Genomic DNA, 25,543 nt, shown 5'->3' with positions numbered 1-25,543 from the left:
CTCCTACTTCAGTTGCGGGCCCAGAAGCTTAATAATGCAAAGATAGCCAGAATGCAATCATCGCCCACCCCGCCCGACGTCGCCGCCGACGCCGTGGTCGATTTTGACCATCACTCGGACACGTTCAATCTCAATCAGCACGCGATCAACGCCGAGCTACGACAACGTTGCCCGGTCGCCTGGAATCAGAACTACGAGGGCTTTTGGTACGCCAGCAGCTACGCCGCGGTCAGCCACATGGCCCGCGACGGCGACACCTTCGCCCACAAATACGAGCCCAACGCCGACGACGGCGTCGACTACCAAGGCGAGATGGGCATCCCCCGGCCCGAAAACCAGCCGGCCCTGGGCATCGGCGAGGTCGACGGCGACTACCACCTGGCCTTAAGACACGCGCTCGCACCGTTCCTCTCGCCGGGCGCTGTCGACAAGATGCGGCCCTTTATGGAAGACCGCGCGCACCACTTCCTCGACCAGCACATCGAGAAAGGCGAAATGGACCTCGTGCTGGACTACGCCAGCCCGGTCCCGGCCATCCTCACCATGAAGCTGATGGGCCTGCCTCTGGCCAACTGGCAGCTCTACGCCACCCTCTTCCACAACGTGATGGCCGTCCCACAGGACAGCGCCGAGTACACCGACGCCATCGCCAAAGTCCCCGCCATGATGCAAGAGGTCCTCGAGTACGCGGCCACCCGGCGCGCCAAACCGACCGACGACCTGACCAGCTTCCTCATCCAGTTCGAATTCGACGGCAAGCGCCTCGACGACGAGCAGCTGCTCAACATTCTGTGGAACCTCATCGCCGGCGGCGTCGACACCACCACCTCCCAAACCGCGCTCACGCTAAGGCATTTGGGCACGCGCCCGGACCTACGGCAACAGCTCATCAAAAGACCAGAGCTGTACCGCACCGCCACCGACGAATTCCTGCGCTACTTCTCGGTCAACCGCTCGCTGAGCCGCACCGTCACCAAAGACGTGGAGCTGCAAGGCCAATGCCTGCGCAAGAACGACCGCGTCATCATCAGCTGGCTCGCCGCCAACCACGACGAGAACGAATTCGAACGCGCCGACGAAATCGTCCTCGACCGCTCCCCCAACCGCCACGTCGCGTTCGGGCTCGGGCCGCACCGCTGCATCGGCTCGCACCTGGCGCGGGTCATGTCCGAGGTCATGGTCAAGGCGGTGCTCGACCGCATCCCCGACTACGAGGTCGACGTCGACAACGTCCACCAATACCTGGGCAACCCCGCCATGACCGGGCTCAGCAACCTGCCGGTCACCTTCACGCCAGGAGCCAAGCGAAGCTAGACGCCCACGCCGCCAACCTTTTCGATCGTGATGTGAGTCAGGTATCCGGCGGGTGCATCGGGCGGCGGGAATCCGGTGCCGGGGCCGAAGATCGTCGTGGCGATCTCGTCGAGCAGTTCGGGCGCACCGCCCTCCTCGACGCGTGCCTTGCCCTTGATCGACAGATACGGCGTCTGCGGCCCGCTGCGGTCGGTGGACGCGATGGTCACTGCCACTCGGGGATCACGCCGGATATTGCGGATCTTTTGATGCTCTAGCAGATGAGCGGTCACCAGCTCGTCACCGCCGTCGGCCGTGCTCTGCACCGTCACCCAGACGAGGCTGACCTGCGGGCTGCCGTCGCGATTGATCGTGACCAGCGTTGCAGGGCTGGAACCGATCAGTTGCCGTGCGGCGTCGTCGAGTCTCACGGTGTTCATTGCGTTCTCCTTGTTCGTCATTTCGGATCTCTATCCATATGACGAACAGGCCGTGCGTGATCCGACAACCCGACGCGGCTTCCGAGCCACTTGACCAGCGGTCAACCGAGGTCCACTGTCGAACCATGAGCATCGATGACGACCCGGTCACGACGCTGGACGACCTCAAGAACGACCTGGCGGGCCGGCACAAGCGCACCGCGAGCGGCGGCGCCTCCGTCGACCCCGCGATCGTCGACGCCGACATGGCGGCCCTGGACCGCGACGGCTACGTCATCTGGGAGAACCTGCTCAGCGCGGACGAATGCGAGCGGATCCGCGAGGCCGTCACACCCGGGCTCGAACACACCGGGCGGAATGCGTTTGAAGGCCGAAAGACCCAGCGCATTTACAGCGTGCTGAGCCGGACGCGCGCGTGCGACCGGCTCGCCGATCATCCGCGGGTGCTGGCCGTGCTCGACCGGCTGATGATGGCTAACTACCTGCTTTCGGCGTTGCAGGCCATCAACATTCAGCCCGGCGAGGCCGCGCAGCTGCCCCACCACGACGACGGGTTCTATCCGATTCCACGGCCGCGAGACCCGTTGGCCGCCGCCACAATCTGGGCGATCGACGACTTCACCGCCGACAACGGCGCGACGGTGCTATTCCCCGGTAGCCATCGCTGGGGCAGGCGCCCGCCCGGTCCGGACGATCCGATAAAGCCCGTCGTCATGCCCGCGGGGTCGTGTGTGTTCTTCGTCGGAACGCTCTGGCACGGCGGCGGCGCGAACACCACCGGCGAGGCGCGCCTCGCCGTCACCGCGCAATACTGCCAACCGTGGCTGCGGCCGATGGAGGCCTTCACCCTGTCGATATCACGCGACATGGCGCGGACGCTCTCGCCCGACCTGCAGCGGATGATCGGCTACAGCATTCATCCGCCGTTCGTCGGCGCGGTCGACGGCCTGCACCCCATCCGGTTGCTGGATCAGCCGTAAACCGTTGCGCCGCACTAGTGAGCGGTCGCGTACTGCAACACGTGCTCCGACGAATCGACGTGGCCGTTGCTGATGATCTTCAGCCGGTGCGGGCGCACCTGGTACACAACGCCATCGACCGGGTTCGTGACGTTGAAGCCGTCCCCGGCACGCTCGGCGTTGGAGAGTTCGATGTGGGCGCCGTCGCTGATCCGCTCGCCGCGGTAATAGTAAGTGCCGCTGAGGTTTTCGCACACCACCGCGAGCGACTTGGCGGTACGCACCACGGCGGCCGGCGGATTGCCCGGGTCGCAGCGCGCGGTCTCCCCGACGAAGCCGAGTCCGTCAGCGCCCTTCACGGGCTTTGACAGCGTCGGCGTCTTCGGCGGCGCCACCGGCGACGAGGCCGAGGGAGCGGGCGGCAGCGCCTGCGCCGCGCGCGGCGGCGAGCCCTGGTGATCGTTGCCCATGACCGATATCACCGCCGATAGCAACCCAGCGACCAACATCACCACCGCGGCTCCGGTCAACACGAGCCGCGGATCGACCGAACCGAACCGACGCGCCGGTCGCTCGGGTGGCGCCTCCGCGGGCACCTCCATCGAGGGCACCGGGAGCGGTCGGGTCTGGGGCATCGGCAGCCCGCCGGCCGCGACGGGCTCGAAGGCCGCGGACACCGCCTCTCTCGCCGCGCGCGCGAACTCCCCCGCGGAGCCGTACCGCGCCTCGGGACGCTTTGCCATCGCGGCTTCGATGACGTCGTCGAGTGCACGGCCGACGCCCCGGCGCATGATGCTGGGCCGCGGCGGCGGCGAGAACAGGTGCGCGTTGCGCACCTCGCGCCCCTGGAACGGCGGCTCACCGGTCAGGCACTCGTACAGCACGCACGCCAGGGAGTAGACGTCGGCCTGCGGCCCAATCCGGCCGTCGCTGAACCGTTCTGGCGCCAGGTAGGCCTCGGAGCCCGGATACGCCTCGCCGAAGCCCGCGAGATACGCGAAGCCGTCGCCGGTCAGCAGCACGTTTTCCGGCCTGACGTCGCGGTGCACCAGGCCGGCCGCGTGCGCGGCGTCCACCGCACGGGCCACCTGCACGGCGATCGAAGTCGCACGCGACGGGTCCAGCGCACCCTGCTCGCGCAGCAGGTCGCGCAGGCTGCCGCCATCGACCAACTCCATGTCGACGAACAGCTCGCCGCCGATTTCGCCGAAGTCGTGCACCGGGACGACGTGCGGCTCCTGCAACTGCGTCAATATCCGTGATTCGTGCCAAAAGCGTTGCTGGAAGCCAGCATCCTTGGCCGTCTTCGCACGCAACAGCTTCAACGCGACCATCCGGTCGTTAACCGTGTCATACGCCTGGTAGACCTCCCCCGAGCCGAGCTGTGAGCGCAGCTCGTAGGGCCCGAACCGCGTACCCACCCGATAGCGGTGCGAGGAGAACAATGCGCATTCCTTCCGGCGACTCAAAAATGGTCAGCCCGACGGGTTCCCGATTTCGGCGCAGACATAACGTGCGACTGCTCACGCGCCGCGGAATCAGGTAGTTCTGAGGCTGATCGGCCCGCCTGGCCAGGCGTACACGGCTCCGGTGCCCGTGTCGACGACACCACGATAGTCGTAGTAGTACTCGTGGCACACGTTCATGTCCCAGGTGATGAAGTTGTCCGGGATACGCTCGCCCGGGCACCACTGGCCGCACGTGCGCCCGGACGGGCAGTTGCCGCCGACGTGTCCATAAGGGTCGGCCTGCGCGACGCCCATCCCGAAGTAGGCGACGACGGCCAGCACCGCGATCAGCATCCTCATGCGACCAGCACATAATCGCGAGTTCGCTACCGATCCCAACTATCCGCGGCTATAGAGTGCGTTCATGAGCGACGCAGCGGCGCGGTTCGCGGAGATCGTCGGCGGCAACCACCTGCTGACTGGCGACGCAGTCCCCGAGGACTACTGGCACGACGAGGTGTTGACGACGGCGCCGCAGCGGCCGGCCTACGTCGCGAAGCCGGCTACCGCCGAGGAAGTCGCCTCGTTGCTGAAAACCGCTACGGCACAACAGGTTCCGGTGACCGCCCGCGGATCCGGCAGCGGCCTGTCCGGCGCGGCGGTGCCCGTCGAGGGCGGGCTGGTGATCTCGTTCGAGCGGATGAACGCCGTCCTCGAAGTCGACACCACCAATCAGGTCGCCGTCGTGCAGCCCGGCGTGACACTGAACGAGCTGGACGCCGCGACCGCCGATTCCGGGCTGCGCTACATGGTGCACCCGGGCGAACTGTCGTCCAGCGTCGGCGGCAACGTCGGCACCAACGCCGGCGGCATGCGCGCGGTCAAGTACGGCATCGCCCGGCAGAACGTGCTCGGGCTGCAGGCGGTGCTGCCGACCGGCGAGATCATCCGCACCGGCGGCAAGATTGCGAAGGTCTCCACCGCCTACGACCTGACCCAGCTGATCGTCGGCTCCGAGGGCACCCTGGCCCTGGCCACCGAGGTGATCGTCAAGCTGCACCCGCGCCTGGAGCACAGCGCCACCGTGCTGGCCCCGTTCGCCGACTTCGACCAGGTCATGGTGGCGGTGCCCAAGATCCTGGCCAGCGGCATCCTGCCCTACATCCTCGAATACATCGACAACCTGACGATGGCCGCGCTGGTGCACACCCAGAGCCTCGAGCTCGGTGTCCCCGACAAGATCCGCGACAGCTGCCAGGCGTATCTGGTTGTCGCGCTTGAGAATCGCACAGCCGACCGACTGGACGAGGACGTCGAGCGGACCGGCGAGCTGCTCGCCGATCTGGGCGCCCTGGACGCCTATGTGCTGGAAGGCGGCTCAGCGCGCAAGCTGATCGAGGCGCGCGAGAACGCGTTCTGGACGCTGAAGGCGATGGGCGCCGACGACCTGATCGACACCGTCGTGCCGCGCAGCGCCATGCCGAAGTTCCTTTCCACCGCCCGTGATCTGGCTTCTGGGGTCGGCGCGGCCGCGGTGGGCTGCGGGCACGCGGGCGACGGCAACGTGCACCTGGCCATCGTCTGCAAGGACGCGGATGTCCGCAAGAAGCTGTTGACCGACATCTTCGCGCTGGCAATGGAATTGGGTGGCGCGATCTCCGGTGAACACGGCCTGGGCCGCGCGAAGAGCCCGTACTACCGCAAGCTGGAAGACCCCGCCAAGATCGAGCTGATGCGCCGCATCAAGCAGAGCTTCGACCCGGCGGGCATCCTCAACCCCGGGGTCGTCTTCGCGGAAACGTAGCCACGACACGCGACGTTGACCCACGGCCCCAGCGCGAATACCATTCTGGGTTGTGCGTCCCAATTCAGCGACACCCACGATCGTTCTCGTCCACGGCGCCTGGGCCGACGGGTCCAGCTGGGGCCGAGTCATCGTTGGCCTGCGGCAATCCGGCTTCGACGTCCTCGCCGCGCCCATCCCGCTCACCACGCTCGACGACGACGTCAACGCGGTCAAACGAACCATCGACCGCACCGAAGGGCCCGTCGTCCTGGCTGGCCATGCCTACGCCGGTGGTGTCATCGGCGCGACCGACCATTCCCGCGTCAGGGCGCTCGTCTACGTCGCCGCCCTAGCCCCCGACCAGGGCGAGACCGTCGCCGACGTTTTCTACCGCAACCCCCCGCACCCGCTGGCCCCCGAACTCAAGCCCGACGACGGCGGCTGGATCTGGTTGCCCACCAATGCCTTTGGCGAGGCTTTCGCACAGCACGCGACGGCCGAGGAACATGCGCTGCTCGCCGCGGTCCAGCGACCCATCGCCGCCCCCTGCATCCAGCAGCCCGTCGCGAAACCCGGATGGAAAGAGCTACCGGCCTGGTACCTCGTCGCCGAAGAAGACCGGATGATCAACCCCGACACGCAACGATTCATGGCCGAGCGCATGAACGCCCGCACCCACAGCCACCAAGTGGATCACGCGCCGCTGATCACGCGGCCGGAGGTCGTCGTCGACATCCTGTCCGAGGCCGCGGAAAACGTCTAACGTCCGCCCGCGAGGCCGTCGAGGTCGATGACCTCGCCCCGATTGATGCTGACCCAGTCGCGCCCGTCGAGATACGGGCGCAGGCTGCGCGCAATCAGTTCGACGTCGGTCTGCGACTTCGGCCGCTGCAGCTCGTACACGTGCGGCAGCTCGACCATGCCGATCACCATGTTCCACAGCTTCAGCGCGTCCAGCCCGGTCGGCGGGTCCACCAGCACCGGCCCGAACACACACTGCCCGTCGATGAACAGCGTCGGCACGCCGTATCCGCCCGCGTCGACCACCCGCTGATGGTCGGCACGCACCTGATCGTGGGTGGTCGGATCGTCCAGTGCCGCATCGAGAATCGATTCGCCGGCGCCGATCTCGCCCAGCAGCCGTCGCGCCACCACCGGATCGTGCGGTTTGCCACCGAGGGTGTGCAGTTCGCGCCCGATCGCGGCGTACCACCGATCCAGCAACGCCATGTCCGTCCGGCCCAGCAGGGCACCGATCCGCATCAACGACCAGCCGTACGACCAGTCCCGCTCCCACGGATGCTTCTTGCCCTCGACGCGATTGACCTCTTCGAGGCTGAAGAACCGCCATTGGATGTCAATCCCCAACTGCGCGCGGACATCTCGGATCCACAGCGAGGTCTGAAAAGCGAAGGGGCACATCGGATCGAAATGGAAATCCACGCTCACGCTCATCACCGACTCCTTCGTCCCGACGACATTGTCCACCACCCGATAGCGCATGCGCTAGCACGTTTGAGGACGGGTGCCTACGCCTTCGGACGCACCCCGGCCGCGCGATATACGAACACCGGCTCCACCGGAAACCGCAGAGTCGTGCGCGGTAACGCCTGAAGCACGTCTGCCGGAATCGCCTTCTTGTAGTGCAACTTCATCGAGCCACTGAAGGCGTGATCCACCCCGCGCAGGTCGATGTCGATCAGCAACCCCTTCGGCGTCACCGCGGCCGAAGCCGGCCCCCCGGCCACATCCCACCCGCAGTCGATGGACCGCAGTCCCACGTCGCCGCGCGTGGGAAAGGTTGCGACGACCCGCGCCGCACTGAACGCAAACGCGCCCTTGTACCGGGAGACGCCCGAGGCGGAAAACACGCCCGGCACATGGCCGCTGAAGCGCCGCACCACGCCGACATTCGGCGCAAGGAAAATCAGGCCCTCGGCCTCGAGCTCTTCGCGAAGCTCGGCGGGCACATTGCTCAACTTGGGCCAGTTGCGAAGGAAGCCAAGCACAGCCAGGACGGTAGCCGAGCCACCGCAACTCCGCAGCGCTTTACTGCACCGTCACGATCACGGAGTACTGACACACCGGCGGCGTGTTCTTGCCAACGAAGCTCGAGTAGTTCGTGGAGATTGTCGTCGTCCCGGGCTTCAGCGCGGTGAACGTCCAGTTCTCGCTGCCGGGCGCACCCAACGCGTCGGTGCTCGGCGCCACGTACTGGTGGCTGGTTTGCTGCATGATGCCCGTGTCGCCGATCTTCGCATCGGCCGCCCACCGGTAGGGCGTGCTGTAATTCGAGCCGAGCTGCAGCTTGAGCGTGTTGCCGACCCCCAGCGTCACGTTCTGCGTGATCGTGCTTCGCTTGGACACCTCGTCCATGGAGACCTGCAGAGTCTTCGACGTCGGCGGGTTCCTGGATTCGAGGTGGCACCCCGTCAGCGTCGACGAGAGAAGCATCGCGACGGTCACGAAAACCCTGATCTTCACGAAAGCCATCTCTTCCATTATGGCGCGCAGCCTAATACGCCAGGTCAGCCCCGGCTTCGCCACGGTCCCCCGCAGCAAACCCGCGCACTTAGCCAGCTAACTTCCGAAAGTCCCGTCCGGCGCGTAACGGCCGCCCCGGCATTTCCCGCGCAAGTTTGCTGGCGGTCGGGTAGCTTCTGTGCATGTTCGGCATCATTCGTCCTTGCCGTCATCGACTCGGCGGCGAGCTTGCGGCGGCCTGGACCGCCCAACTGTGTGGGTTGTGTCTGGCGCTGCGCGACGACTACGGCCAAGTCGCTCGGATCGCCACCAACTACGACGGCCTGGTGGTCTCGCTACTGGTCGAGGCGCAGTCCGACGGCCAGCCCACCCGCCGCACGGCCGGTCGGTGCCCTTTAAGGGCCATGCGCAAAGCCGACGTCGCCACCGGTGACTGCGTGCGGCTGGCCGCGGTGGTCTCGCTGGCGCTGGCCGCGGCCAAGGTCCGCGACCACATCGACGACCACGACGGCATGGTCGGCGTCGCGGGCGTGCGACCGGCCGCGCGCCGCATCGCCGAGCGCTGGGTGCGCCAGGGCACCGACGCCGGCCACACGCTCGGCTTCGACACCGGCGTGCTCGTCGCCGCGATGGACCGCCAGGTCGAGCTCGAGGCGACCGCACGCCCGGGCGGGCTGCTCACCGTGACCGAGCCCACCGAGACCGCGGTCGCCGAGGCGTTCGCGTACACCGCCGTGCTGGCCGGACGGCCCGACAATCAAGCGCCGCTGCGCGAGATCGGCCGGCTGTTCGGGCGGGTGGCGCATCTGCTCGACGCCGTCGAGGATTATCGCGACGACCTGGCCCACGGCAAATGGAACCCGTTGGCCGCCACGCAAACTCCGATGGCCGAAGTCCGCGCCCTGTGCGACGACGCGGCGCTGGGCATCGAACTGGCGCTGGCCGACGTGGAATTCACCGACGGACGCTTGGCCCAGAAGCTCCTGACCCGCGAGGTGCGCCGCGCCGTATCCCGCACCTTCAACGGCGTCACCGCGCAGAACGGAACGCCACGCGGCCAGCAGGAGCCGATCAACTTCGGCCCCGGTGCGCCCGGGCCGGGCAACCCCGAGGACGAGACGCCCGACCCCGGCGCCAAGAAAAAGGGCGGCGGCTCCAGCAGCTGCTGGTGTTGCTGCGATGGCTGCGACTGTTGCTGCGAGTGCGACGACTGCTGCTGCGACTGCACGTAACTCCGCCGAGGCACGGCAACACGTTGTAAGTAAAGATGGTCGAGTGTTTGGGCTCGAACTCATCGTTGCGCTTGTGTCGGCGGTCATCGTCGGAACCGTGTTGGGCCGGCGTTATCGGGTCGGTCCCCCGTTGCTGCTCATCGTGCTGGGCGCGCTGCTGGGGCTGATCCCCGCGTTCGGCCACGTGCACATCAACGGCGAGATCGTGCTGCTGCTGTTCCTGCCGGCGATCCTGTACTGGGAGGGCCTCAACACCAGCATCCGCGAAATCCGCGCGAACCTGCGGATCATCATCTTCCTCAGCGTCATCCTGGTCGTCGTCACGGCCGTCGCGGTGTCGTGGACCGCACGGGCGCTGGGCATGGAACCGCACGCGGCCGCGGTGCTGGGCGCGGTGCTCTCCCCGACCGACGCCGCCGCCGTCGCCGGTCTGGCCAAACGGCTACCGCGCCGCTCGCTGACCGTGCTGCGTGCCGAGAGTCTGATCAACGACGGCACCGCGCTGGTGCTGTTCGCGGTGACCGTGCACGTCGCGGTCGGTGGGGCCGAGATCGCCCCGCCCGATCTCGTGCTGCGCTTCATCACCTCCTACGGCGGCGGCATCCTGGCCGGCCTCTTGGTCGGGGGCCTGGTGACCCTGACGCGGAAGCGACTCGACGCGCCGCAGGAGGAAGGCGCGATCAGCCTGCTGACGCCGTTCGCCGCGTTCCTGCTCGCCCAGGCTTTCGATTGCAGCGGCGTGGTCGCGGTCCTGGTGTCGGCGTTGGTGCTGACGTACTCCGGACCGCTGGTGATCCGCGCGCGCTCGCGGCTGTTGTCCTGGGGCTTCTGGGACGTGGCAACGTTCCTGATCAACGGCTCGCTGTGGGTGTTCGTCGGGGTCCAGATCCCCGGCGCGGTGCACGGCACCGCCAACGTCGACGGCGGCCTGAAGCACGCCTTCTTCATCGCGCTGGCCGTCACCGGCGTCGTCATCGTGTCCCGCATCTTCTGGGGCGAGATCACCACCCTGCTGCTTCGTCTGATCGACCGCCGCGAGGCACAGCGAGAGCGCCGCGTCCCCTGGCGCCAGCGCTTCGTCACCGCGTGGGCCGGATTCCGCGGCGCCGTGTCGCTGGCAGCGGCGCTCGCCGTCCCGGCGACCACGCTGTCCGGCAATCCTTTCCCGGACCGCAGCCTGCTGATCTTCGTCGTGATCGTCGTCATCCTCGTGACCGTCATCGTCCAGGGCATCACGCTGCCCGCGGTGGTCCGCTGGGCGCACATGCCCGAAGACGCCACCTACGAACGCGAACTGCAGATCGCCCGCTGCCGCGGGAGCCAGGCCGCCATCGAGGCGCTGCCCGTAGTCGCCAACGAGCTCGGAGCGAGCCCAAAGATGTTGGCGCGCTTGCAAAAGGAATACGAGGAGCACGCCGCACTCATCGAGGAGAACGACGACGGGTCGACCACCGACCTCGCCGACCACAACGACCTGGTGCGCCGGATCCGTCTGGGTGTGCTCGAGCACAAGCGCCAGGCCATCACCGCGCTGCGCAATCAGCGGGTCATCGACGACATCGTGCTGCGCGAATTGCAAAGCGAGATGGACCTCGAAGAGGTGCAGCTGCTCGACCCCGCCGGATAGCTAACGGCGCGTTCGTCTTTCGCGCCGCCCCTTGGCTTTGAGTGTGCGTCCCGGGCGGCGTTTCTCGGCGTGTCGCCGCCTTAGCCGCTCAACGCCGTAAACGCACACCCGCAGGCGGCCGCATCTCCACAACTTGCCCTACGAGCAATATTGCCCACTGGGCACGTTTAGCGTACGTTGATCGTCATGACTGGACTGCGCGAACGCAAGAAGGCCGACACCCGGCGCGCGCTCAGCGACGCCGCGCTGAACCTGGCCTTCGAACGTGGACTCGACAACGTCACGCGCGAAGACATCGCCGGCCTGGCGGGAGTCTCGCTGCGCACATTCACCAACTACTTCGGCGGCAAATACGAGGCGCTCGCCTACCGGCAGGCCGAACGCCTGCGTCGCAGCATCGCCATACTTCGCGAGCAGCCCGCCGACGAGCCGCTGTGGACGGCGATCACGCATGCCGTGCTGACGCCGTTGGAAGTGGACTTCGGCGATGTCCACGGCGACGAGAACCGGGCCCCCACCCGCCAGGAACTCGTCGAGGTGCGCAAACTTGTCATGCACCCGCAGGTACGAAACTCCGTGCCGCACGACCTATTCGAAGAATTCCTGCACGTGATCGCCGAACGTACGGGGACGAATCCCGACCGCGACCTGTACCCGCGACTGGTCATGGCCGTCGTCCGCGCCGTCGGCGACGCGGCGGCCGACGCGTACGTGCGGGCCGATCCCCCGGTGCCGATCACCGCGCTCATCCGCTCGGGCTTCGCCTCCGTCAGCGCGGGGCTGCCCGAACCCACCAGAAAGAAGACACACCATGGCTGACGAACGCGCCGACGTCGTGATCGCCGGTGCCGGGCCGAACGGGTTGCTGCTGGCCTGCGAGCTGGCATTGGCCGGTGTGCGGCCGGTCGTCCTCGACGTGCTGCCCGGACCCAGTCCGGAGCCGAAGGCCAACGGCCTTGTCGGACAGATCATTCGCGCCCTCGACATGCGCGGGCTGTATCGGACGTTCACCGGCGACGAAGACCCGCCCCGGCCCGCCTACCAGGGCAGGTTCGCGGCCATGACGCTGAATTTCCTCGGTGTGCCCGACAATCCGATGTACATGCTGCCCATCCAGCAGCCCCGGCTGGTGCGGCTGCTGGAAAAGCGGGCGCGCGACCTCGGCGTGGACCTGCGCTGGGGCCATGGGCTCTCCGATATCCGGCCGAGCACGGAATCCGTTGGGTTGTCGGTATCTTCGCCGGAGCGCGACTACTCGATCGACGCCGGCTTCCTCGTCGGTGCCGACGGCGGACGCAGCCTGGTCCGCAAAGCCGCGGGCATCGACTTCCCTGGCAGCACCGCGCCCACGGTCAGCCGACTCGCTCATGTGCACGTTCCCGGCGAGCTACGCCGCACCGACGGCGGTGTCGACATTCCGGGGCACGGCACGCTCCCCTTCGGTCACACCCGGCTCGACCGCGGCGGGCTCATCTTCGCTGAATTCGAGCCCGGCCGTTCACTGCTCGGCACCATCGAATTCAGCCCTCCAGTCGACGAAGTGCCGATGACCCTGACCGAACTGCGCGAAAGCGCGCACCGCATCCTCGGCGTGGAGTTTCCATTCGAGGAACCGAAAGACGAAGGCCCGCACGCCCTTCGCCGGATCAACGGGCAAAACACCCGCATTGCCGAGCGCTACCGCGACGGCCGGGTCCTGTTGCTCGGTGATGCCGCGCACGTGCACAGCCCGATGGGCGGCCCCGGCCTGAATCTTGGCCTGCAAGACACCATTAACCTCGGCTGGAAGTTGGCGGCCGAGATCAACGGCACCGCACCCGCCGGATTGCTCGACACCTACCAGTCCGAGCGCTACCCGGTGGGCCTGCGCGTCATGATGCACTCGCTGGCGCAGACCGCGCTCATGGTGTCGGGACCCGAAGTCACCGCGCTGCGCACACTATTGGGCGAACTCTTCACGAGCCCCGATGTGCAACAGCGCATGGCCGGACTGCTGGCGGGCGCCGACGTGCGATACGACGTGGGTGACGACCATCGCTTGTCTGGCCGGCTCGTCCCGGACCTGACGCTCGACGACGGCCGACGGGTCGCCGAACTTCTTCACGAAGGGCGTCCGGTGTTGCTCGATCTCGACGGCGGCGTGGCCGCGGCCGTACGCGGCTGGGAAGATCGCGTCGACACCGTCGGCGCCACTATCGGCGACGGGCTCGCCGTGGCGATGCTGATCCGCCCCGACGGCTACGTCGCTTGGGCAGCAGACACATTCGACCCGGCGGCCGAAGCGGCCCTGCGTGCGGCGCTGGAGCGCTGGTTCGGGCCGTCGCGCGCCGCGTAGCCGCACCACCGACTGAGCCGGAATTCATGGACTGTTCAGGCACGCGTCAGTCCGGCATCGTTGACTGCACACGAGCGCCGCGTGTCCTCGAAAGATGCGCGTAGTACAGGTCGCTAACTTCTACGGCCCGCGGTCCGGGGGGCTGCGCACCGCTGTCGACCGGCTGGGCGCCGAATACTGCGCCAGCGGACACGCGGTTTTCCTGATCGTCCCCGGCCCGCGCCCCGAACGCGCCCAGCTGCCCACGGGTGTCGTGCGAATCACCATGCCCGCCTGGCTGATTCCCTTCACCGGCGGATACCGGGCGGTGATGCCCGGTCCCGTCAAGGCGCTACTGGAAGCCCTGCAGCCAGACGCGTTGGAGGTTTCCGACCGGCTCACGCTGCGGTCCCTGGGCAGGTGGGGCCGCGAACACGGCGCCACCACCGTGATGATCTCGCACGAGCGCCTGGATCGCCTTGCGGGACAGATACTTCCGGGACCCACGGCGCGCAGCCTCGCCGACTTCGCCAACGGCCGCACCGCCGCCGACTACGACGCCGTCGTGTGCACCACCGGGTTCGCCCGCGAGGAGTTCGACCGCATCGGCGCCACGAACGTGGTGACCGTGCCGCTGGGCGTGGACCTGAAGACGTTTCACCCGAGCCGGCACTCGCATTCGGTGCGCCGTCAATTGGCCACGCCCGAGCAGCTGCTGCTGGTGCATTGCGGCCGGCTGTCGGTGGAAAAGCGCGTCGATCGCAGCATCGGCGCCCTGGCCGCCCTGTGCGACTTCGGCGTCGACGCCCGGCTGGTCGTGGTGGGCGAGGGCCCGATGCGCACCAAGCTGCAGCGGCAGGCCGCCGGGCTGCCGATCGACTTCACCGGCTTCGTCTCCGAACGACACACGGTCGCGGCGCTACTCGCGTCGGCCGACGTCACGCTCGCGCCGGGCCCACACGAGACGTTCGGCCTGGCCGCGCTGGAATCGCTGGCCTGCGGCACACCGGCCGTGGTCTCGCGCACCTCGGCGCTCACCGAGATCATCACCCCCGACAGCGGCGCCTCGGCCGACAATCACCCCGAGGCCATCGCCCACGCCGTCGGCACCGTCATCAGCAGGCCCGAATTCCACCGCCGCATCGCCGCGCGCCGCCGCGCCGAGACATTCACCTGGCAGCGCGCGGCCGCGGGCATGCTGGCGACGCTGGGGCCGACGGCCTAGAAGTCGGAGACGGCTCGCGCCCCTGCACCGCCCAACGTGCACTCACTGCGAAATTTGGGGCGATTCTTCGCGCTACGCTCACGTTCGGCGCAACCGGAAGCGGGCCGACGGCCTAGAAGTCGGAGACGGCTCGCGCCCCTTGCGGATAGGGCGGGACGGTACCCGCAAAAGCGCCGTCGGTGACGGCGCACAGCGTGTCCGAAATCGTGTCCGCATTCGCCAGCACGGTGGGCGCATTGCCCGGAACGACCCGCGCGACGACCGCGTGCCAGGAGTAGCCGACACCGCCGTGCTCGTACCAGATGAACCAGTCGGCGCCCCGGCTGCCGGCGCGGATCAGCCGCCGGAAAGGCGCGTTCGGGTCGCTGACCGAATCGGTCGAATTGAACGGCGCGCCAATGTCGGCGATGGGCGGCAGCAGCTTGAGCAGTTCCGGCGGTAGCTGGGACTTGCTCTGCACTTCTTGCACCGGGGTGCTCAGCGTGCACTTGGTGTTGGGTACCGCGCCGGCCGGAATCGCGGGCAGCACAGCCAAAGCGACACCCGACGCCAGCCCGGATGCGATCAGCCTCGAAGTTTGCTGTGGCATATCAGGACAGTACGCCTTCGTTTGCTGACAGGAAACGTATTGACCGCCACGACTAGGCTCGAGCGCATGGAAGCACGCGATCAGGTGCTGATCACCGTCACCGAGCTGGCCGCCGCCATCGAAGCCGGCGAACCGCTGAGCATTCTCGACGTGCGCTGGCGCGTCGACGAGCCCGACGGGCTGCCCGCCTACCTGCAGGGTCACCTTCCAGGCGCGGTGTACGTGTCCCTCGACGACGACCTCAGCGATCACACGATCGCCGGCCGCGGCCGCCACCCTTTGCCCAGCGGACGCAGCCTGGAAGCCACCGCGCGGCGCTGGGGTGTCGGGCAGGATTCGCTGGTGGTTGTCTACGACGACTGGAATCGTGCCGGTTCGGCGCGCGCGTGGTGGGTGTTGACCGCCGCCGGGCTGACGAACGTGCGGATCCTGGACGGCGGCCTGACCGCGTGGCAGTCGGCTGGGCATGCGGTCGAAACGGACCCGGTCGAACCGCAGCCCGGGAATGTCTTTGTGCCGCAGGATGATTTGTATGCCGGAGCCCGCCAGACCCTGACGGCACAGCAGGCGGGCGCCGGCGGCAGGACACTGCTCGACGCGCGAGCACCCGAACGCTTCCGGGGCGATGCGGAACCCCTCGATTCCCGGGCCGGCCACATTCCCGGTGCCAAGAACCTGCCGAGCACCGCCGTGCTGGCCAGCGACGGCACCTTCCTCGGCGACTACGCGCTCGACCAGCTGTTGTCCGATCGCGGCATCGATTCGGATGGTCCCCTCGGCGCCTACTGCGGCTCGGGGGTAACGGCGAGCGTCGTCGTCGCCGCGCTGGCCGCGGCGGGCCGGGATGCGAGCCTGTTTCCGGGGTCGTGGTCGGAGTGGAGTTCGGACCCGGACGGCGCGATTGCCCGCGGTCCCGAATAGCGGCTAGGCCCGGCTTCGCAGCAACGCCGCCGTCACCCGCGCGGCGTTGTCGGCCGCGATGCGCTTGTACACAAAGAACTGAAACGGAAAGCCCGGCAGACGAAGCGGATCGCCCGCCCCATCGGAGATGCCGCGGATCCCCAGGAACGGGACGCCATGCGCGTCCGCGACGGCCTGCACCGCGGCGGTCTCGTTGTCGGTCGCGTCGAAGGCCGGGTCACCGGCCAGCGCGATGCTCATGTTGCTCACCAGCCCGTGCCTCAGCCAGGGCCAGGCCGCCCGAAAGAAATTGCCGGCGTATCGACCTGAGCGATCGGGCGCGGTTCGCGGTTGGCAGCCAAAGACGCTGCCGCCGAACGGGATAGCGGGGAACGCCCGCCCATTGTGGTTGTCGTAACTGCAACCGTCGCCGCCGACCAACAATTGCGGCTCGCGTCGCAAGTCGATCCACCGGCCGCTGGTGCTTCCCAGCTTTGCGGAAGTCGCCGCCGCCGCGGACAGCATGCCGGGGTCCACCGGATGAAATGTCTTGCCGTGGTCCCGGGTCCACCGCGCCGGGATGGCCACGTCGGCGATGCTGGCGCGAGCGCCACCGCCGGCCACACCCGAAAAGACCACGGCATCAATGGCGCTGAACCGGGCCAGCGCGACCTCGGTGGTGTCGGTCGCGTTCACCATGCCGATGCCGGTCATCGCCACGACGACCTTCTTCCGACCGATCGAGCCAAGGTAGAAGTGCCGACGGTCCGCGACTACCACGGGGCCGGGGTCGAGCGTGGTGTGCGACAGCACCGCGTCGGCCTCCGCCGGGAACGCTGCCAGCACGAGCGTGCGCCGTTCGGCTCCATCCGGGCTCACAAGAAGTTAGTGTCGCTCATGCTCGAAGTAATCGACAGGGCACCGCGGCACGAGTCCGGTAAGACGCCGCTGCTCTTCGTGCACGGCGCCTGGCATGGGGCCTGGTGCTGGGACGAGCATTTCCTCGACTTCTTCGCCGAAAAGGGCTACCGATCGCTGGCGCTGAGCCTGCGCGGCCACGGCAAGAGCCCGCCGCCAAAGTTCAAGCGGTTCTGCTCGATTGCGGACTTCGTCGCCGACGTCGCATCCGTCGCCGAAGCCCTGCCCGAGCCCCCGATCGTCGTCGGTCATTCCCTGGGCGGCTACGTGGTGCAGAAGTATCTGGAATCGCACGAGGCCCCGGCCGCCGTGCTGGTGGCCCCCGCGCCGCAGAGCGGGATCGCGGGATTCCTGTTGCGCAGGTTCCAACGGCACCCGTGGTACACCGGAATCGAGCTGGCCCGGGGACGGTCGCTGCGCGGCGTGGGTGGCACGCCGAAGTTGGCCCGCGAGACCTTCTTTGCGGCGTCGGCGCCCGAGGACGAGGTGCGGCGCTACACCGCGCTGCTGGGTGAGGAGTATGCGCCGAAGATCGTGATCGACATGTTGTGGCCGAACCTACCCAAGCCCGACCGTATCACCGCCCCGCTGCTGGTGCTGGGCGCCGACAACGACGTCTGCTTCACCCCGCGGGAGGTCCGTTCGACCGCCGCGGCCTACGGGACGGACGCGGAATTCTTCTCCGACATGAGCCACGACATGATGCTCGATCCCGGGTGGCAGCCGGTGGCCGAACGCATGTACTCCTGGCTCGAAAACCGTTCCGTGACAGAGCGAGTCAACCTCGGGTGATGCTGCACGGCAGGCGCTTGATGCCGTGGAAGAACGACGAGCGCAACCGGTCCGGCGGCCCGATCACCCGCAGGTCGGGCACGTTGGCGTACAGCTCCTCGAGCATGACGCGTAGCTCCAGGCGGGCCAGTTGCGCGCCGAGGCAGAAGTGCACTCCCCCGCCACCGAACGCCGCATGGCCGGCGTCGGGCCTGGTGACGTCGAATTCGTCCGCCCGCCCGAACACCTCCTCGTCGCGGTTGGCCGACAGGTAGTGCAGCAATACCCAGTCGCCGGCCGGGATTTCGCGGCCGCGGATTTCGACGTCGCGGGTGACGGTGCGCCGGAAATGCAGCACCGGAGTCGACCAGCGCAGTAGTTCCTCGACCGCGGGTTTGACCGCCTCGCGGTCGCGGGCGAGCAGCGCCTGCTGCTCGGGATGCTCCGACAGCGCGAGGATTCCGTGGCTCAGCGTGTTTCTCGTCGTCTCGTTGCCGGCGATGGCCAGCAGCAGGAAAAACTCGTTGAGTTGATCGCCGTTGAGCTTTTCGCCGTCCACCTCGGCGGCCAACAACGCCGACAGGATGTCGTCGGTCAGCCCGTGCTTGCGCCGGTGGGCGACCAATTCGTTGCAATAGGAGAACATTTCGGCCGCGGCCTTGCCCAGGGCCTCCGGCGACGGGGCGTAGTCGGGATCTTCGATACCCAGGCTGCCGATGGCGTTGCTCCAGCGGAAGACCTCCATGCGGTCCTCGCGGGGCACGCCCAGGACGTCAGCGATCACCTGCAGCGACATCTCGGCGGAAATGTCTGGGACGGCGTCGAATTCGCCTTTGGCGGTGATGTCGGCGACGATGTCGCGCGCGACCTGCCGCATCCGCGGCTCCAGCCGCTGCACGTTGCGCACGGTGAAACCCTGGTTGATCAGCTTGCGGTAGTGGACGTGGCGCGGTGGGTCGATGCCCGGCAGCAGCGCCGAGTCCGGGCCCGCCTCGACCTCCACCAAGGTGTTGCCCTTGCTGCTGGTGAAGGTGTCGGTGTCGCGGCTGACCAGCCGCACGTCGGCGTGCTTCGTCAGCAGCCACGCTCGGGGTACCCCGGCCAGCTGCACCGGATGCACGGGCGCATCCGCCCGCAGCCGGGCCAACGCGTCGAACGGCGCGCCGGCAACGAACGTATCGGGGTCCAGCACCGCCGCGGCGTCGCGATCGGCCGAGCTCTGCTGGTTCTCGACGACCAGCGACCCCACCACGTTGGGCCTCGGGCCGCTCACTGCGCGGAGCCCTTGATGCCGGCGACGATGACGTCGAGCCCGGCGCGAAACGCCGCGGCGGCCATCCGCTTGCCGCGCGGCGCCCCGGCGACCGCGCGTGACTCCTCCAGCGTTATCGAGCCCAGCAGGTAGGTGTACAGCACGGCGTGGGCGGCGAGCGCGTCGGCTTTCGCCAATCCGGCCTCGCGCAGCAGCGAACGGCTCAGCCGATCCAGCCGGCGAGCTGGCTCGTTCCCGCTGATCGTCTGCAGGATCGCCGCCACGCCAGGGACGTCGAGAATGGTTTCCCTTGCCGTGCAGTAAAATTCGATGATCTGGGATGGCCAGGGGCCATCCGGCGGCGACGGGATCTCCGACAGCACCGATTCGGCGAGCAGCTCGATCGCGGCGCGTTTCCCCGGGACGTGGTAGTAGACCGAGGGCGCGGCGGCGCCGAGTTCCGCGGCGAGCTCACGCATGGTCACCCGGTCTACGCCGACACGCTTGGCCACGGTGCGCAGCGCGGCCAGCACTTCGGCCCGGTCGAGTTCGCCGTACGTGCGTTTGAGTCCCGCCTTACTCGCGACGGCCATCTCAGTCGGATTCGATCGGTGTTCGAAGATATTCGATCATTGTTAGAATCTACCCGCTAGCAGCCCGTCGCCGTCAAGACGAAGCTGGGTAAGATCCGCGCAATGGCAAAGCTGTCGGTAGCGACACCCGTGGTGACGATGTTCCCGTGGGCCAGTGGCGGCTGGGAGAAGACGGCCTCGATCGAGGACCTCGCCCACATCGCCGAGGCCGCAGATCGACTCGGCTACCACCACCTCACCTGCAGCGAGCACATCGCGCTGCCCGCCGTCGAGCAGGAACGCCGGGGTGCCCGCTACTGGGATCCGCTGGCGACGTTCGGCTATCTGGCCGCGCGCACCCAGCGAATCCGGTTGGCCACCAACGTGCTGGTGCTCGGCTATCACCACCCACTCGAGATCGCCAAGCGCTACGGCACGTTGGACACCGTGAGCAACGGCAGGCTCATCCTCGGCGTCGGCGTCGGCAGCCTCAAGGAGGAATTCGACCTCATCGGCGCCCCGTTCGACGACCGCGGGGCGCGCGGCGACGACGCGCTGCGGGCGCTGCGCGCATCGCTGTCCGTCCCCGAGCCCGCCTATCACGGCGAGTTCTATTCGTTCGAGGGCATGGTCGTCGACCCCTGCGCCGTCCAGGATCGCGTCCCCATCTGGATCGGCGGGCGCACGCTGCGCTCGCTGCGCCGGGCCGCGACGTTGGCCGACGGCTGGGCGCCCTTCGGCGTGAGCCTGCAGCAGGTGCGAGAGTGGTTGGGCCGCTTCGATCTTCGGCCGGACTTCGAGGTCGTGCTGCCACCGCCGGCGCTGCTGAACCCCATCGACGAGCCGGAGGCCACCCGCGACGCTCTCGGCGAGACGGCCGAACACGGCGCCACCATCATCAGCGCGGTGTTCCGCCACACGTCGCTGCGGCACTACCTCGACTGCCTGCAGGCGCTGGCCGAGCTGCATCCACCCGGGGGTCCCGCGTGATTCGCGTCCGGGCCGGCGTTTTCAGCATCACCGCGACGGCCCGGCCGACGACCCGGATGTTCAAGGCAGTTATCTGCGCTGGCACCTGCTGGACCACATGCCCGAGCAGTATCAGTTGCCCGGCATCGTGCACGGGCTGCGGTGGATCGCCGACGGCGACTACGCGAACCATCGGTTGGCCGCGAATGGGCCGCTGTCCGACGTCGGCAACGTCGTGCACTACCTCGTCGGTGATCCCGTGGAACAGACCTTCGACGACTTCGTGGCCCTCGGCCGCGCGCTGCGGGAGAACGGCCGCTTCCCCGTCATGCGGCCGTCGCTGCAAGTGGCGGGACTGCGGCTGCTGCAGTGGCACGCGGCGCCGCACGCGTTGATCTCGCCGGAGGTCGTGCCGTTCCGCCCGAGCCGCGGAATCCTGCTGATCGTCGAGGAACCCACCGACGGCCGTTCCGACGAGTGGCTGCAATGGCTGCACGCCGAGCATTACCCGGCGTTGCTCGCCGCGCCCGGTACCGCCGGCGCGTGGACGTTCGGTTCGAGCGCGGGATGGAGCCACCTGCCGAAGGGGTGGCGCACCGACCACCAATACATCACCGTCGTCTACCTCGACGCCGACCCGCTGGCGACGACCGCCGCGTTGGCTGCGCTGGTCGAAGAGCGGTGGCGGTCGGGGGCCGTGCGGCCCGTCTTCGCCGGCCCGCTGCGGACGATGATCGGCTGGGACGCCTGGCCGGGCTGACCGTTGTCCACCGCGCTGGTCTCTGAGATGCTGACGGCTTGGACATCTTCGCGGAGTGGCAAAAAGGCGCAACCGAACTTCGTTGGCGGTCAACTACGGGAGCCAACGGCGGGCAGGAAGTCGGGGTCTTCAGCCGCCGCTGCGGAACGCCGGGCGCGCCCCCGCTGGTGCTCGTCCACGGCTTTCCGACGTCGAGCATCGACTACTTCGGCCTGGCGGGTGAACTGAGCTCCGAGTTCGACATCTACCTGCTGGACTTCCCCGGTTACGGGCTGTCCGACAAACCACCTGAGCCATACGTCTACTCCCTGTACGACGATGCGCGCCTGCTGGTCTACGCGATCACCGAGGTGTGGAACCTGACCGGATTCCGCATCCTCACCCACGACCGCGGCAGCAGCGTCGGCATGATCGCGGTGGCCATGCTGGCGGCCCAGGATCCGCCCGTCGCACCGCTCGACCTCATCCTGACGAACGCCAACATCTACCTTCCGCTGTCCAACCTGACTGCGTTCCAGACCGCGTTGCATAACCCCGCAACCGCCAGGGCCACCGCGGCGGCAACAACGCCCGAGATGCTGGCCGCCGGCATGGGCGCCAGTACGTTCATGCCCCGCCGCACGCTGGACGATCCGGAGATCGCCGCGTTGGCCAAGTGCTTTGCCCACAACGACGGGATCCGGGTGCTGCCCGACACGATCCAGTACCTGAACGAGCGCGCCGCCGACGAAACCAGTTGGCTGGAAACGCTTTCCAAGAGCACCGTCAACACGACGGTGGTGTGGGGTCTGCACGACAACGTGGCGCCGCTGCGGGTCCCCTACCACATCTGGCAGGCGTACCTGAAGGAAAAGCCCGGGCGAAACCGCTACTGGGTGATCCCGGGCGCCGACCACTACGTGCAATGCGATGCCCCAGGGCAGTTGGCCCAGATCGTGCGGCTGACCGCGCAGGGCGAGGACATCCCGCTGCAGACGCTGGGGAACCAGCCCGACGGCGCGGTGCTGGTGGACCAAAGCGCCTCGTAGGGGCCGATAACTTGCGGATGCCTGTGGGTCTGCGTACAGGACACCCATGAATCTATTTCCAGCGTTCACCTTCGCTTAGGCTCGCGGCTACGAACCGCTTACCCGCCAGCCCCGGGTCTGTCTCGGTTACTCCACTTTGACGGTGGGCTTGCCCGAAAGGAGCCTAGCGTTTGACTGCGCCGATTTGGATGGCCTTCCCGCCGGAAGTGCATTCGGCGTTGCTGTCCAGCGGGCCCGGACCCGGGCCGCTGATCGCGGCCGCAAGCGCATGGAATTCGCTCAGCGCCGAATACAGTTCGGCCGCAGTCGAACTCGCCGACTTGCTGGCTGCGGCGCAAGCCGGGGCGTGGGAGGGTCCGAGCGCGGCGCAATACGTGGCCGCCCACGCGCCGTACCTCGCGTGGCTGCAACAGGTCAGCGTCGACAGCGCCGCGACGGCGGTGCAGCAGGAGGTCGCCGCGACGGCGTACACCATTGCGCTGGCCACCATGCCGACGCTGCCCGAGCTGGCGGCCAACCACGCCATGCACGCGGCGTTGCTGGGGACGAACTTCTTTGGCATCAACACCATCCCGATCGCCGTCAACGAAGCCGACTACACGCGGATGTGGGTGCAGGCCGCCACCACCATGACCGCGTACCAGACGGTGGCGACGGCGGCGGTGACCGCGTCCCCGGAAACCATGGCGGCCCCGCAGATCATGAGCGCGGACATGAGCTCGGGTTCGGGGATGAACAACGGGTCGGGCATGAACAACGGCTCCGGTACGGGCAGTGGCTCGGGCATGGGTAGCGGGTCGGGTATGGGTAGCGGCTCGGGCATGGGGATGGGAAATCCCACCGGGCCCATGGGAACCCAATTGCCCACCACGCTTCAGGAGTTGCTCAACGACCTGTTCCCCTTCAACCCCTTCTCGCCCAGCACCCCGTCGGTGCATCCGAGCCTGGCGATGCTGCTCCCGCGCATGGAAGCGATGCTGTCGAACTACGCGAGCAACCCCGTGCAGTTCATGGAGGCGCTGTTGTATCTCGGCGCCCAATCCGTCATCCACCGGACCATGTATCTGATCTGGCTGGTGCTCAACAATCCCCTGGCGATACCGGCGTTCCTGCTCAGCAACCCGATCTACACCATGGGGCTGGCCGCCCCCTGGGTGGCGATGCCCGCCGGCGCGGCGGCCGGACTCTCGGGTCTGGCCGGGCTCGCCGCGCTGCCGCCGCCGGTGGTTCCGGGCGTCGTACCGCTCCCGATGGTCCCCGCGCCCCACGTCATGCCCATCGGGACTCCGTCGTCGACGGTACCGGTGCCGATGTCGCATACACCGCCGGCTCCGGCCCACGCACCTGCCGCCACGCCCATCGCCGGCGCGCATCCCCCGATCCCGCCCACGCCGTCCGGCCCGGTCACCGGTGCGGAGAGTCTCGCGTTTTCCTACCTGGTGGGGGTGTCCGCGCTGGAATCCCAGGCCTCGGCGAGCGCCAAAGCGAAGGGTAGGACGGCGCCCGAGGCCCAGAGCGCCGAGATACCCGCGGCCGCCGCGACGCCGCGAGAGCCGACGAAGGCGCGGCGGCGCAGGCGAGCCGAAATGCCCGGTCGCCGTTACGAATACATGGAGTCCGACGAGCCGGCAGGCACGTCCCGTGCAGTACCCGTAGCCGGCCTGACCACGCTGGCCGGAGACAACTTCGGCCGGGGACCTACCGTCCCGATGCTGCCCGGGAGCTAGCGTCCCGCACGCAGTCGTGGTTATGTCCATCCGGTGACAAACGCTGACGACGATCGCCGATGGCTCACCCCCGGTGTCGGGGCGGTCGCGGCGACGAGCTTTTTCTCGGATGCCGGTCACGAGGTGACCACGTCGGTGCTGCCCGCATTCCTCACCGGCACGCTTGGGGCCTCCGCCGCGGCGCTCGGCGTCATCGACGGGATCAGCGACGCCATGATCGGCGTCATGAAGTTGGTCGGCGGGCCGCCGGCGAATCATCCCGAGCAGCGGGGAAAGATCACCTCGGCGGGCTACCTGGCCACCGCCGTGGCGACCGGCGCCGTCGGCATCGCCGCGACGGTCTGGCAGGTCGGCGCGTTGCGCGCCCTGGCCTGGATGAGCCGCGGTGTGCGGTCGCCGTCGCGCGACGCGCTGCTGTCCTCGTTGAGCCCGGAATCGGCACACGGCAGGGCATTCGGGCTCGAGCGCGCCGGCGACAACCTCGGCGCGGTGCTCGGGCCGTTGCTAGCCGCCGGACTCGTCACCTGGATAGGCATTCGGCCCGCCCTCTGCCTGGCCGCGATTCCCGGCCTCTTCGCGGCCCTGGCCATCCTGATAGCCGCACGCGAAGCGCGCCAACGGCTTCGGGCCGAGGATCGCGCACCCGGGCGCCGATTCGACTTCGGCGCGCTGCGCGATGCCGGCATGGTGCGGGCATTGCTGCCCGTCGCGCTGTTCGAATTCGGCAATATTGCAACGACATTGCTGATCCTGCGCTCCACCGAACTGCTCACCACGCCGCAGCGGACGGTGACCGCCGCGACCTCGCTGGCGATCCTGATCTACGCCGGGCACAACGCGGTGGCCACCGTCGGGTCGCTGGTCGCGGGACGCTGGTACGACCGCGCCGGGCCACGCGCGGTATTCGCGACGGGCGCGGCCGTCTACGTCGTCGGCTACTTGGTGTTCGCGGCGGGCGCGCACAGCGCGCTCGTCATCGCATTGGGCTTTGCGCTCGCCGGGGCGGGCATCGGGCTGGCCGAGCCGACCCAATCGGCCGTGGTGTCCCAGCTGCTGCCGGACCGACTGCGCGGCAGCGGTTTCGGCGTGCTCGGGGCGGTGCAGGCCGGCGGCGACGTGGTGGCCACGGTCGTCGCGGGCGTGCTCTACACCGTGGCCTCCCCCGCGGTCGCCTTCGGCTATGCGGCGGTCTGGATGGCGTTCGCGGTCCTCGCCTCGGGCATGCTGCGGCCGGCGCGCTCCGTGTAGC

Annotated in this window: 25 protein-coding genes and 1 pseudogene; 16 read left to right on the top strand and 10 right to left on the bottom strand. The window is 68.1% G+C overall.

The features are described 5' to 3' along the window. Positions 1–51 precede the first annotated feature (51 nt). A complete protein-coding gene (locus tag MRAB57_RS19925) occupies positions 52–1,314 on the top strand; it encodes a cytochrome P450 (protein ID WP_077088873.1) in 1,263 nt (420 codons plus the stop codon). On the opposite strand, the gene MRAB57_RS19920 is transcribed toward MRAB57_RS19925, so the two are convergent. Next, positions 1,311–1,733 (bottom strand): TIGR03618 family F420-dependent PPOX class oxidoreductase, encoded by a 423-nt coding sequence (locus tag MRAB57_RS19920; protein WP_083743637.1) that lies wholly within the window; start codon positions 1,731–1,733, stop codon positions 1,311–1,313. The genes MRAB57_RS19925 and MRAB57_RS19920 overlap by 4 nt on opposite strands. Before the next feature lie 125 nt (positions 1,734–1,858). Between MRAB57_RS19920 and MRAB57_RS19915 the strand changes: the two genes are divergently transcribed. Next, on the top strand, positions 1,859–2,713 hold the full coding sequence (locus tag MRAB57_RS19915; protein ID WP_077088872.1) for a phytanoyl-CoA dioxygenase family protein: 855 nt from the start codon (positions 1,859–1,861) through the stop codon (positions 2,711–2,713). A gap of 14 nt (positions 2,714–2,727) precedes the next feature. Here MRAB57_RS19915 and MRAB57_RS19910 read toward each other — a convergent pair whose 3' ends face one another. Together MRAB57_RS19910 and MRAB57_RS19905 are read right to left on the bottom strand one after the other, a co-directional pair. Then, positions 2,728–4,137, bottom strand: coding sequence for a serine/threonine-protein kinase (locus MRAB57_RS19910; RefSeq protein WP_077088871.1), 1,410 nt, complete (start codon positions 4,135–4,137; stop codon positions 2,728–2,730). Positions 4,138–4,230: 93 nt separating this feature from the next. After that, a complete protein-coding gene (locus MRAB57_RS19905) occupies positions 4,231–4,500 on the bottom strand; it encodes a hypothetical protein (protein WP_077088870.1) in 270 nt (89 codons plus the stop codon). 64 nt (positions 4,501–4,564) lie between these two features. Here MRAB57_RS19905 and MRAB57_RS19900 point away from each other — a divergent pair, with 64 nt between their 5' ends. Together MRAB57_RS19900 and MRAB57_RS19895 are read left to right on the top strand one after the other, a co-directional pair. Continuing rightward, positions 4,565–5,944, top strand: coding sequence for an FAD-binding oxidoreductase (locus tag MRAB57_RS19900; protein ID WP_077088869.1), 1,380 nt, complete (start codon positions 4,565–4,567; stop codon positions 5,942–5,944). A 52-nt stretch (positions 5,945–5,996) separates the two neighbouring features. Continuing rightward, a complete protein-coding gene (locus MRAB57_RS19895; protein WP_077088868.1) occupies positions 5,997–6,689 on the top strand; it encodes an alpha/beta fold hydrolase in 693 nt (230 codons plus the stop codon). On the opposite strand, the gene MRAB57_RS19890 is transcribed toward MRAB57_RS19895, so the two are convergent. The 3 genes from MRAB57_RS19890 to MRAB57_RS19880 all read right to left on the bottom strand — a co-directional run bounded on the left by MRAB57_RS19890 (position 6,686) and on the right by MRAB57_RS19880 (position 8,419). Continuing rightward, positions 6,686–7,381, bottom strand: a complete 696-nt coding sequence (locus tag MRAB57_RS19890; RefSeq protein ID WP_077090713.1) for a mycothiol-dependent nitroreductase Rv2466c family protein — start codon at positions 7,379–7,381, stop codon at positions 6,686–6,688. The genes MRAB57_RS19895 and MRAB57_RS19890 overlap by 4 nt on opposite strands. A 74-nt stretch (positions 7,382–7,455) precedes the next feature. Continuing rightward, positions 7,456–7,896, bottom strand: coding sequence for a hypothetical protein (locus tag MRAB57_RS19885; RefSeq protein ID WP_157900639.1), 441 nt, complete (start codon positions 7,894–7,896; stop codon positions 7,456–7,458). 79 nt (positions 7,897–7,975) lie between these two features. Then, positions 7,976–8,419 (bottom strand): protease inhibitor I42 family protein, encoded by a 444-nt coding sequence (locus MRAB57_RS19880; protein WP_425436767.1) that lies wholly within the window; start codon positions 8,417–8,419, stop codon positions 7,976–7,978. A 173-nt stretch (positions 8,420–8,592) separates the two neighbouring features. On the opposite strand from MRAB57_RS19880, the gene MRAB57_RS19875 reads away from it, so the two are divergent. From MRAB57_RS19875 to MRAB57_RS19855, 5 genes are all read left to right on the top strand, one after another. Beyond that, positions 8,593–9,642 (top strand): DUF5685 family protein, encoded by a 1,050-nt coding sequence (locus tag MRAB57_RS19875; protein ID WP_077088866.1) that lies wholly within the window; start codon positions 8,593–8,595, stop codon positions 9,640–9,642. Between the two features lie 43 nt (positions 9,643–9,685). Beyond that, positions 9,686–11,269 (top strand): Na+/H+ antiporter, encoded by a 1,584-nt coding sequence (locus tag MRAB57_RS19870; RefSeq protein WP_077088865.1) that lies wholly within the window; start codon positions 9,686–9,688, stop codon positions 11,267–11,269. 186 nt (positions 11,270–11,455) lie between these two features. After that, positions 11,456–12,088, top strand: coding sequence for a TetR/AcrR family transcriptional regulator (locus MRAB57_RS19865; protein WP_077090711.1), 633 nt, complete (start codon positions 11,456–11,458; stop codon positions 12,086–12,088). Then, positions 12,081–13,604, top strand: a complete 1,524-nt coding sequence (locus tag MRAB57_RS19860; protein ID WP_077088864.1) for an FAD-dependent monooxygenase — start codon at positions 12,081–12,083, stop codon at positions 13,602–13,604. Before MRAB57_RS19865 ends, MRAB57_RS19860 begins: the two co-directional genes overlap by 8 nt. Positions 13,605–13,698: 94 nt before the next feature. Then, positions 13,699–14,808 carry a glycosyltransferase gene (locus MRAB57_RS19855; RefSeq protein WP_077088863.1) on the top strand — a complete coding sequence of 370 codons (1,110 nt, stop codon included), beginning with the start codon at positions 13,699–13,701 and terminating at the stop codon, positions 14,806–14,808. 112 nt (positions 14,809–14,920) lie between these two features. On the opposite strand, the gene MRAB57_RS19850 is transcribed toward MRAB57_RS19855, so the two are convergent. Next, entirely contained in the window at positions 14,921–15,397 is a 477-nt protein-coding gene (locus MRAB57_RS19850; protein ID WP_245835965.1) for a hypothetical protein, read from the bottom strand. A 66-nt stretch (positions 15,398–15,463) separates the two neighbouring features. On the opposite strand from MRAB57_RS19850, the gene MRAB57_RS19845 reads away from it, so the two are divergent. Beyond that, a complete protein-coding gene (locus MRAB57_RS19845) occupies positions 15,464–16,318 on the top strand; it encodes a sulfurtransferase (RefSeq protein ID WP_077088862.1) in 855 nt (284 codons plus the stop codon). A gap of 3 nt (positions 16,319–16,321) precedes the next feature. Here the strand turns inward: MRAB57_RS19845 and MRAB57_RS19840 are convergent, their stop codons facing one another. Continuing rightward, positions 16,322–17,176, bottom strand: a complete 855-nt coding sequence (locus MRAB57_RS19840) for a 5'-methylthioadenosine/S-adenosylhomocysteine nucleosidase family protein (RefSeq protein WP_216823751.1) — start codon at positions 17,174–17,176, stop codon at positions 16,322–16,324. 18 nt (positions 17,177–17,194) lie between these two features. Between MRAB57_RS19840 and MRAB57_RS19835 the strand changes: the two genes are divergently transcribed. After that, positions 17,195–18,007, top strand: a complete 813-nt coding sequence (locus MRAB57_RS19835; RefSeq protein WP_077090708.1) for an alpha/beta hydrolase — start codon at positions 17,195–17,197, stop codon at positions 18,005–18,007. Here the strand turns inward: MRAB57_RS19835 and MRAB57_RS19830 are convergent. Continuing rightward, positions 17,994–19,259, bottom strand: a complete 1,266-nt coding sequence (locus tag MRAB57_RS19830) for a cytochrome P450 (protein WP_077088861.1) — start codon at positions 19,257–19,259, stop codon at positions 17,994–17,996. The two genes, MRAB57_RS19835 and MRAB57_RS19830, sit on opposite strands and share 14 nt — an antisense overlap. After that, positions 19,256–19,831, bottom strand: a complete 576-nt coding sequence (locus tag MRAB57_RS19825) for a TetR family transcriptional regulator (protein ID WP_077088860.1) — start codon at positions 19,829–19,831, stop codon at positions 19,256–19,258. Before MRAB57_RS19825 ends, MRAB57_RS19830 begins: the two co-directional genes overlap by 4 nt. 102 nt (positions 19,832–19,933) lie before the next feature. Here MRAB57_RS19825 and MRAB57_RS19820 point away from each other — a divergent pair, with 102 nt between their 5' ends. The 5 genes and pseudogenes from MRAB57_RS19820 (at position 19,934) to MRAB57_RS19800 (ending at position 25,542) form a co-directional block, all read left to right on the top strand. Further along, entirely contained in the window at positions 19,934–20,800 is an 867-nt protein-coding gene (locus MRAB57_RS19820) for an LLM class F420-dependent oxidoreductase (RefSeq protein WP_077088859.1), read from the top strand. Then, positions 20,800–21,539 (top strand): annotated as a pseudogene (locus tag MRAB57_RS19815) (hypothetical protein). The gene MRAB57_RS19820 and the pseudogene MRAB57_RS19815 overlap by 1 nt, the downstream one beginning before the upstream one ends. Before the next feature lie 38 nt (positions 21,540–21,577). After that, complete coding sequence (locus MRAB57_RS19810; protein ID WP_077088858.1) at positions 21,578–22,567, top strand: alpha/beta fold hydrolase; 990 nt, start codon at positions 21,578–21,580, stop codon at positions 22,565–22,567. Positions 22,568–22,737: 170 nt separating this feature from the next. Beyond that, entirely contained in the window at positions 22,738–24,294 is a 1,557-nt protein-coding gene (locus MRAB57_RS19805) for a PPE family protein (RefSeq protein ID WP_077088857.1), read from the top strand. A gap of 33 nt (positions 24,295–24,327) precedes the next feature. After that, positions 24,328–25,542 (top strand): MFS transporter, encoded by a 1,215-nt coding sequence (locus MRAB57_RS19800; protein WP_077088856.1) that lies wholly within the window; start codon positions 24,328–24,330, stop codon positions 25,540–25,542. Position 25,543: the final 1 nt, after the last annotated feature.

Source organism: Mycobacterium rhizamassiliense (assembly GCF_900157375.1).
In the GTDB taxonomy this organism is placed as follows: Bacteria; Actinomycetota; Actinomycetes; order Mycobacteriales; family Mycobacteriaceae; genus Mycobacterium; species Mycobacterium rhizamassiliense.
Note: the sequence above shows the minus strand (reverse complement) of the source record. Positions and strands in the feature narration are given on the sequence as shown.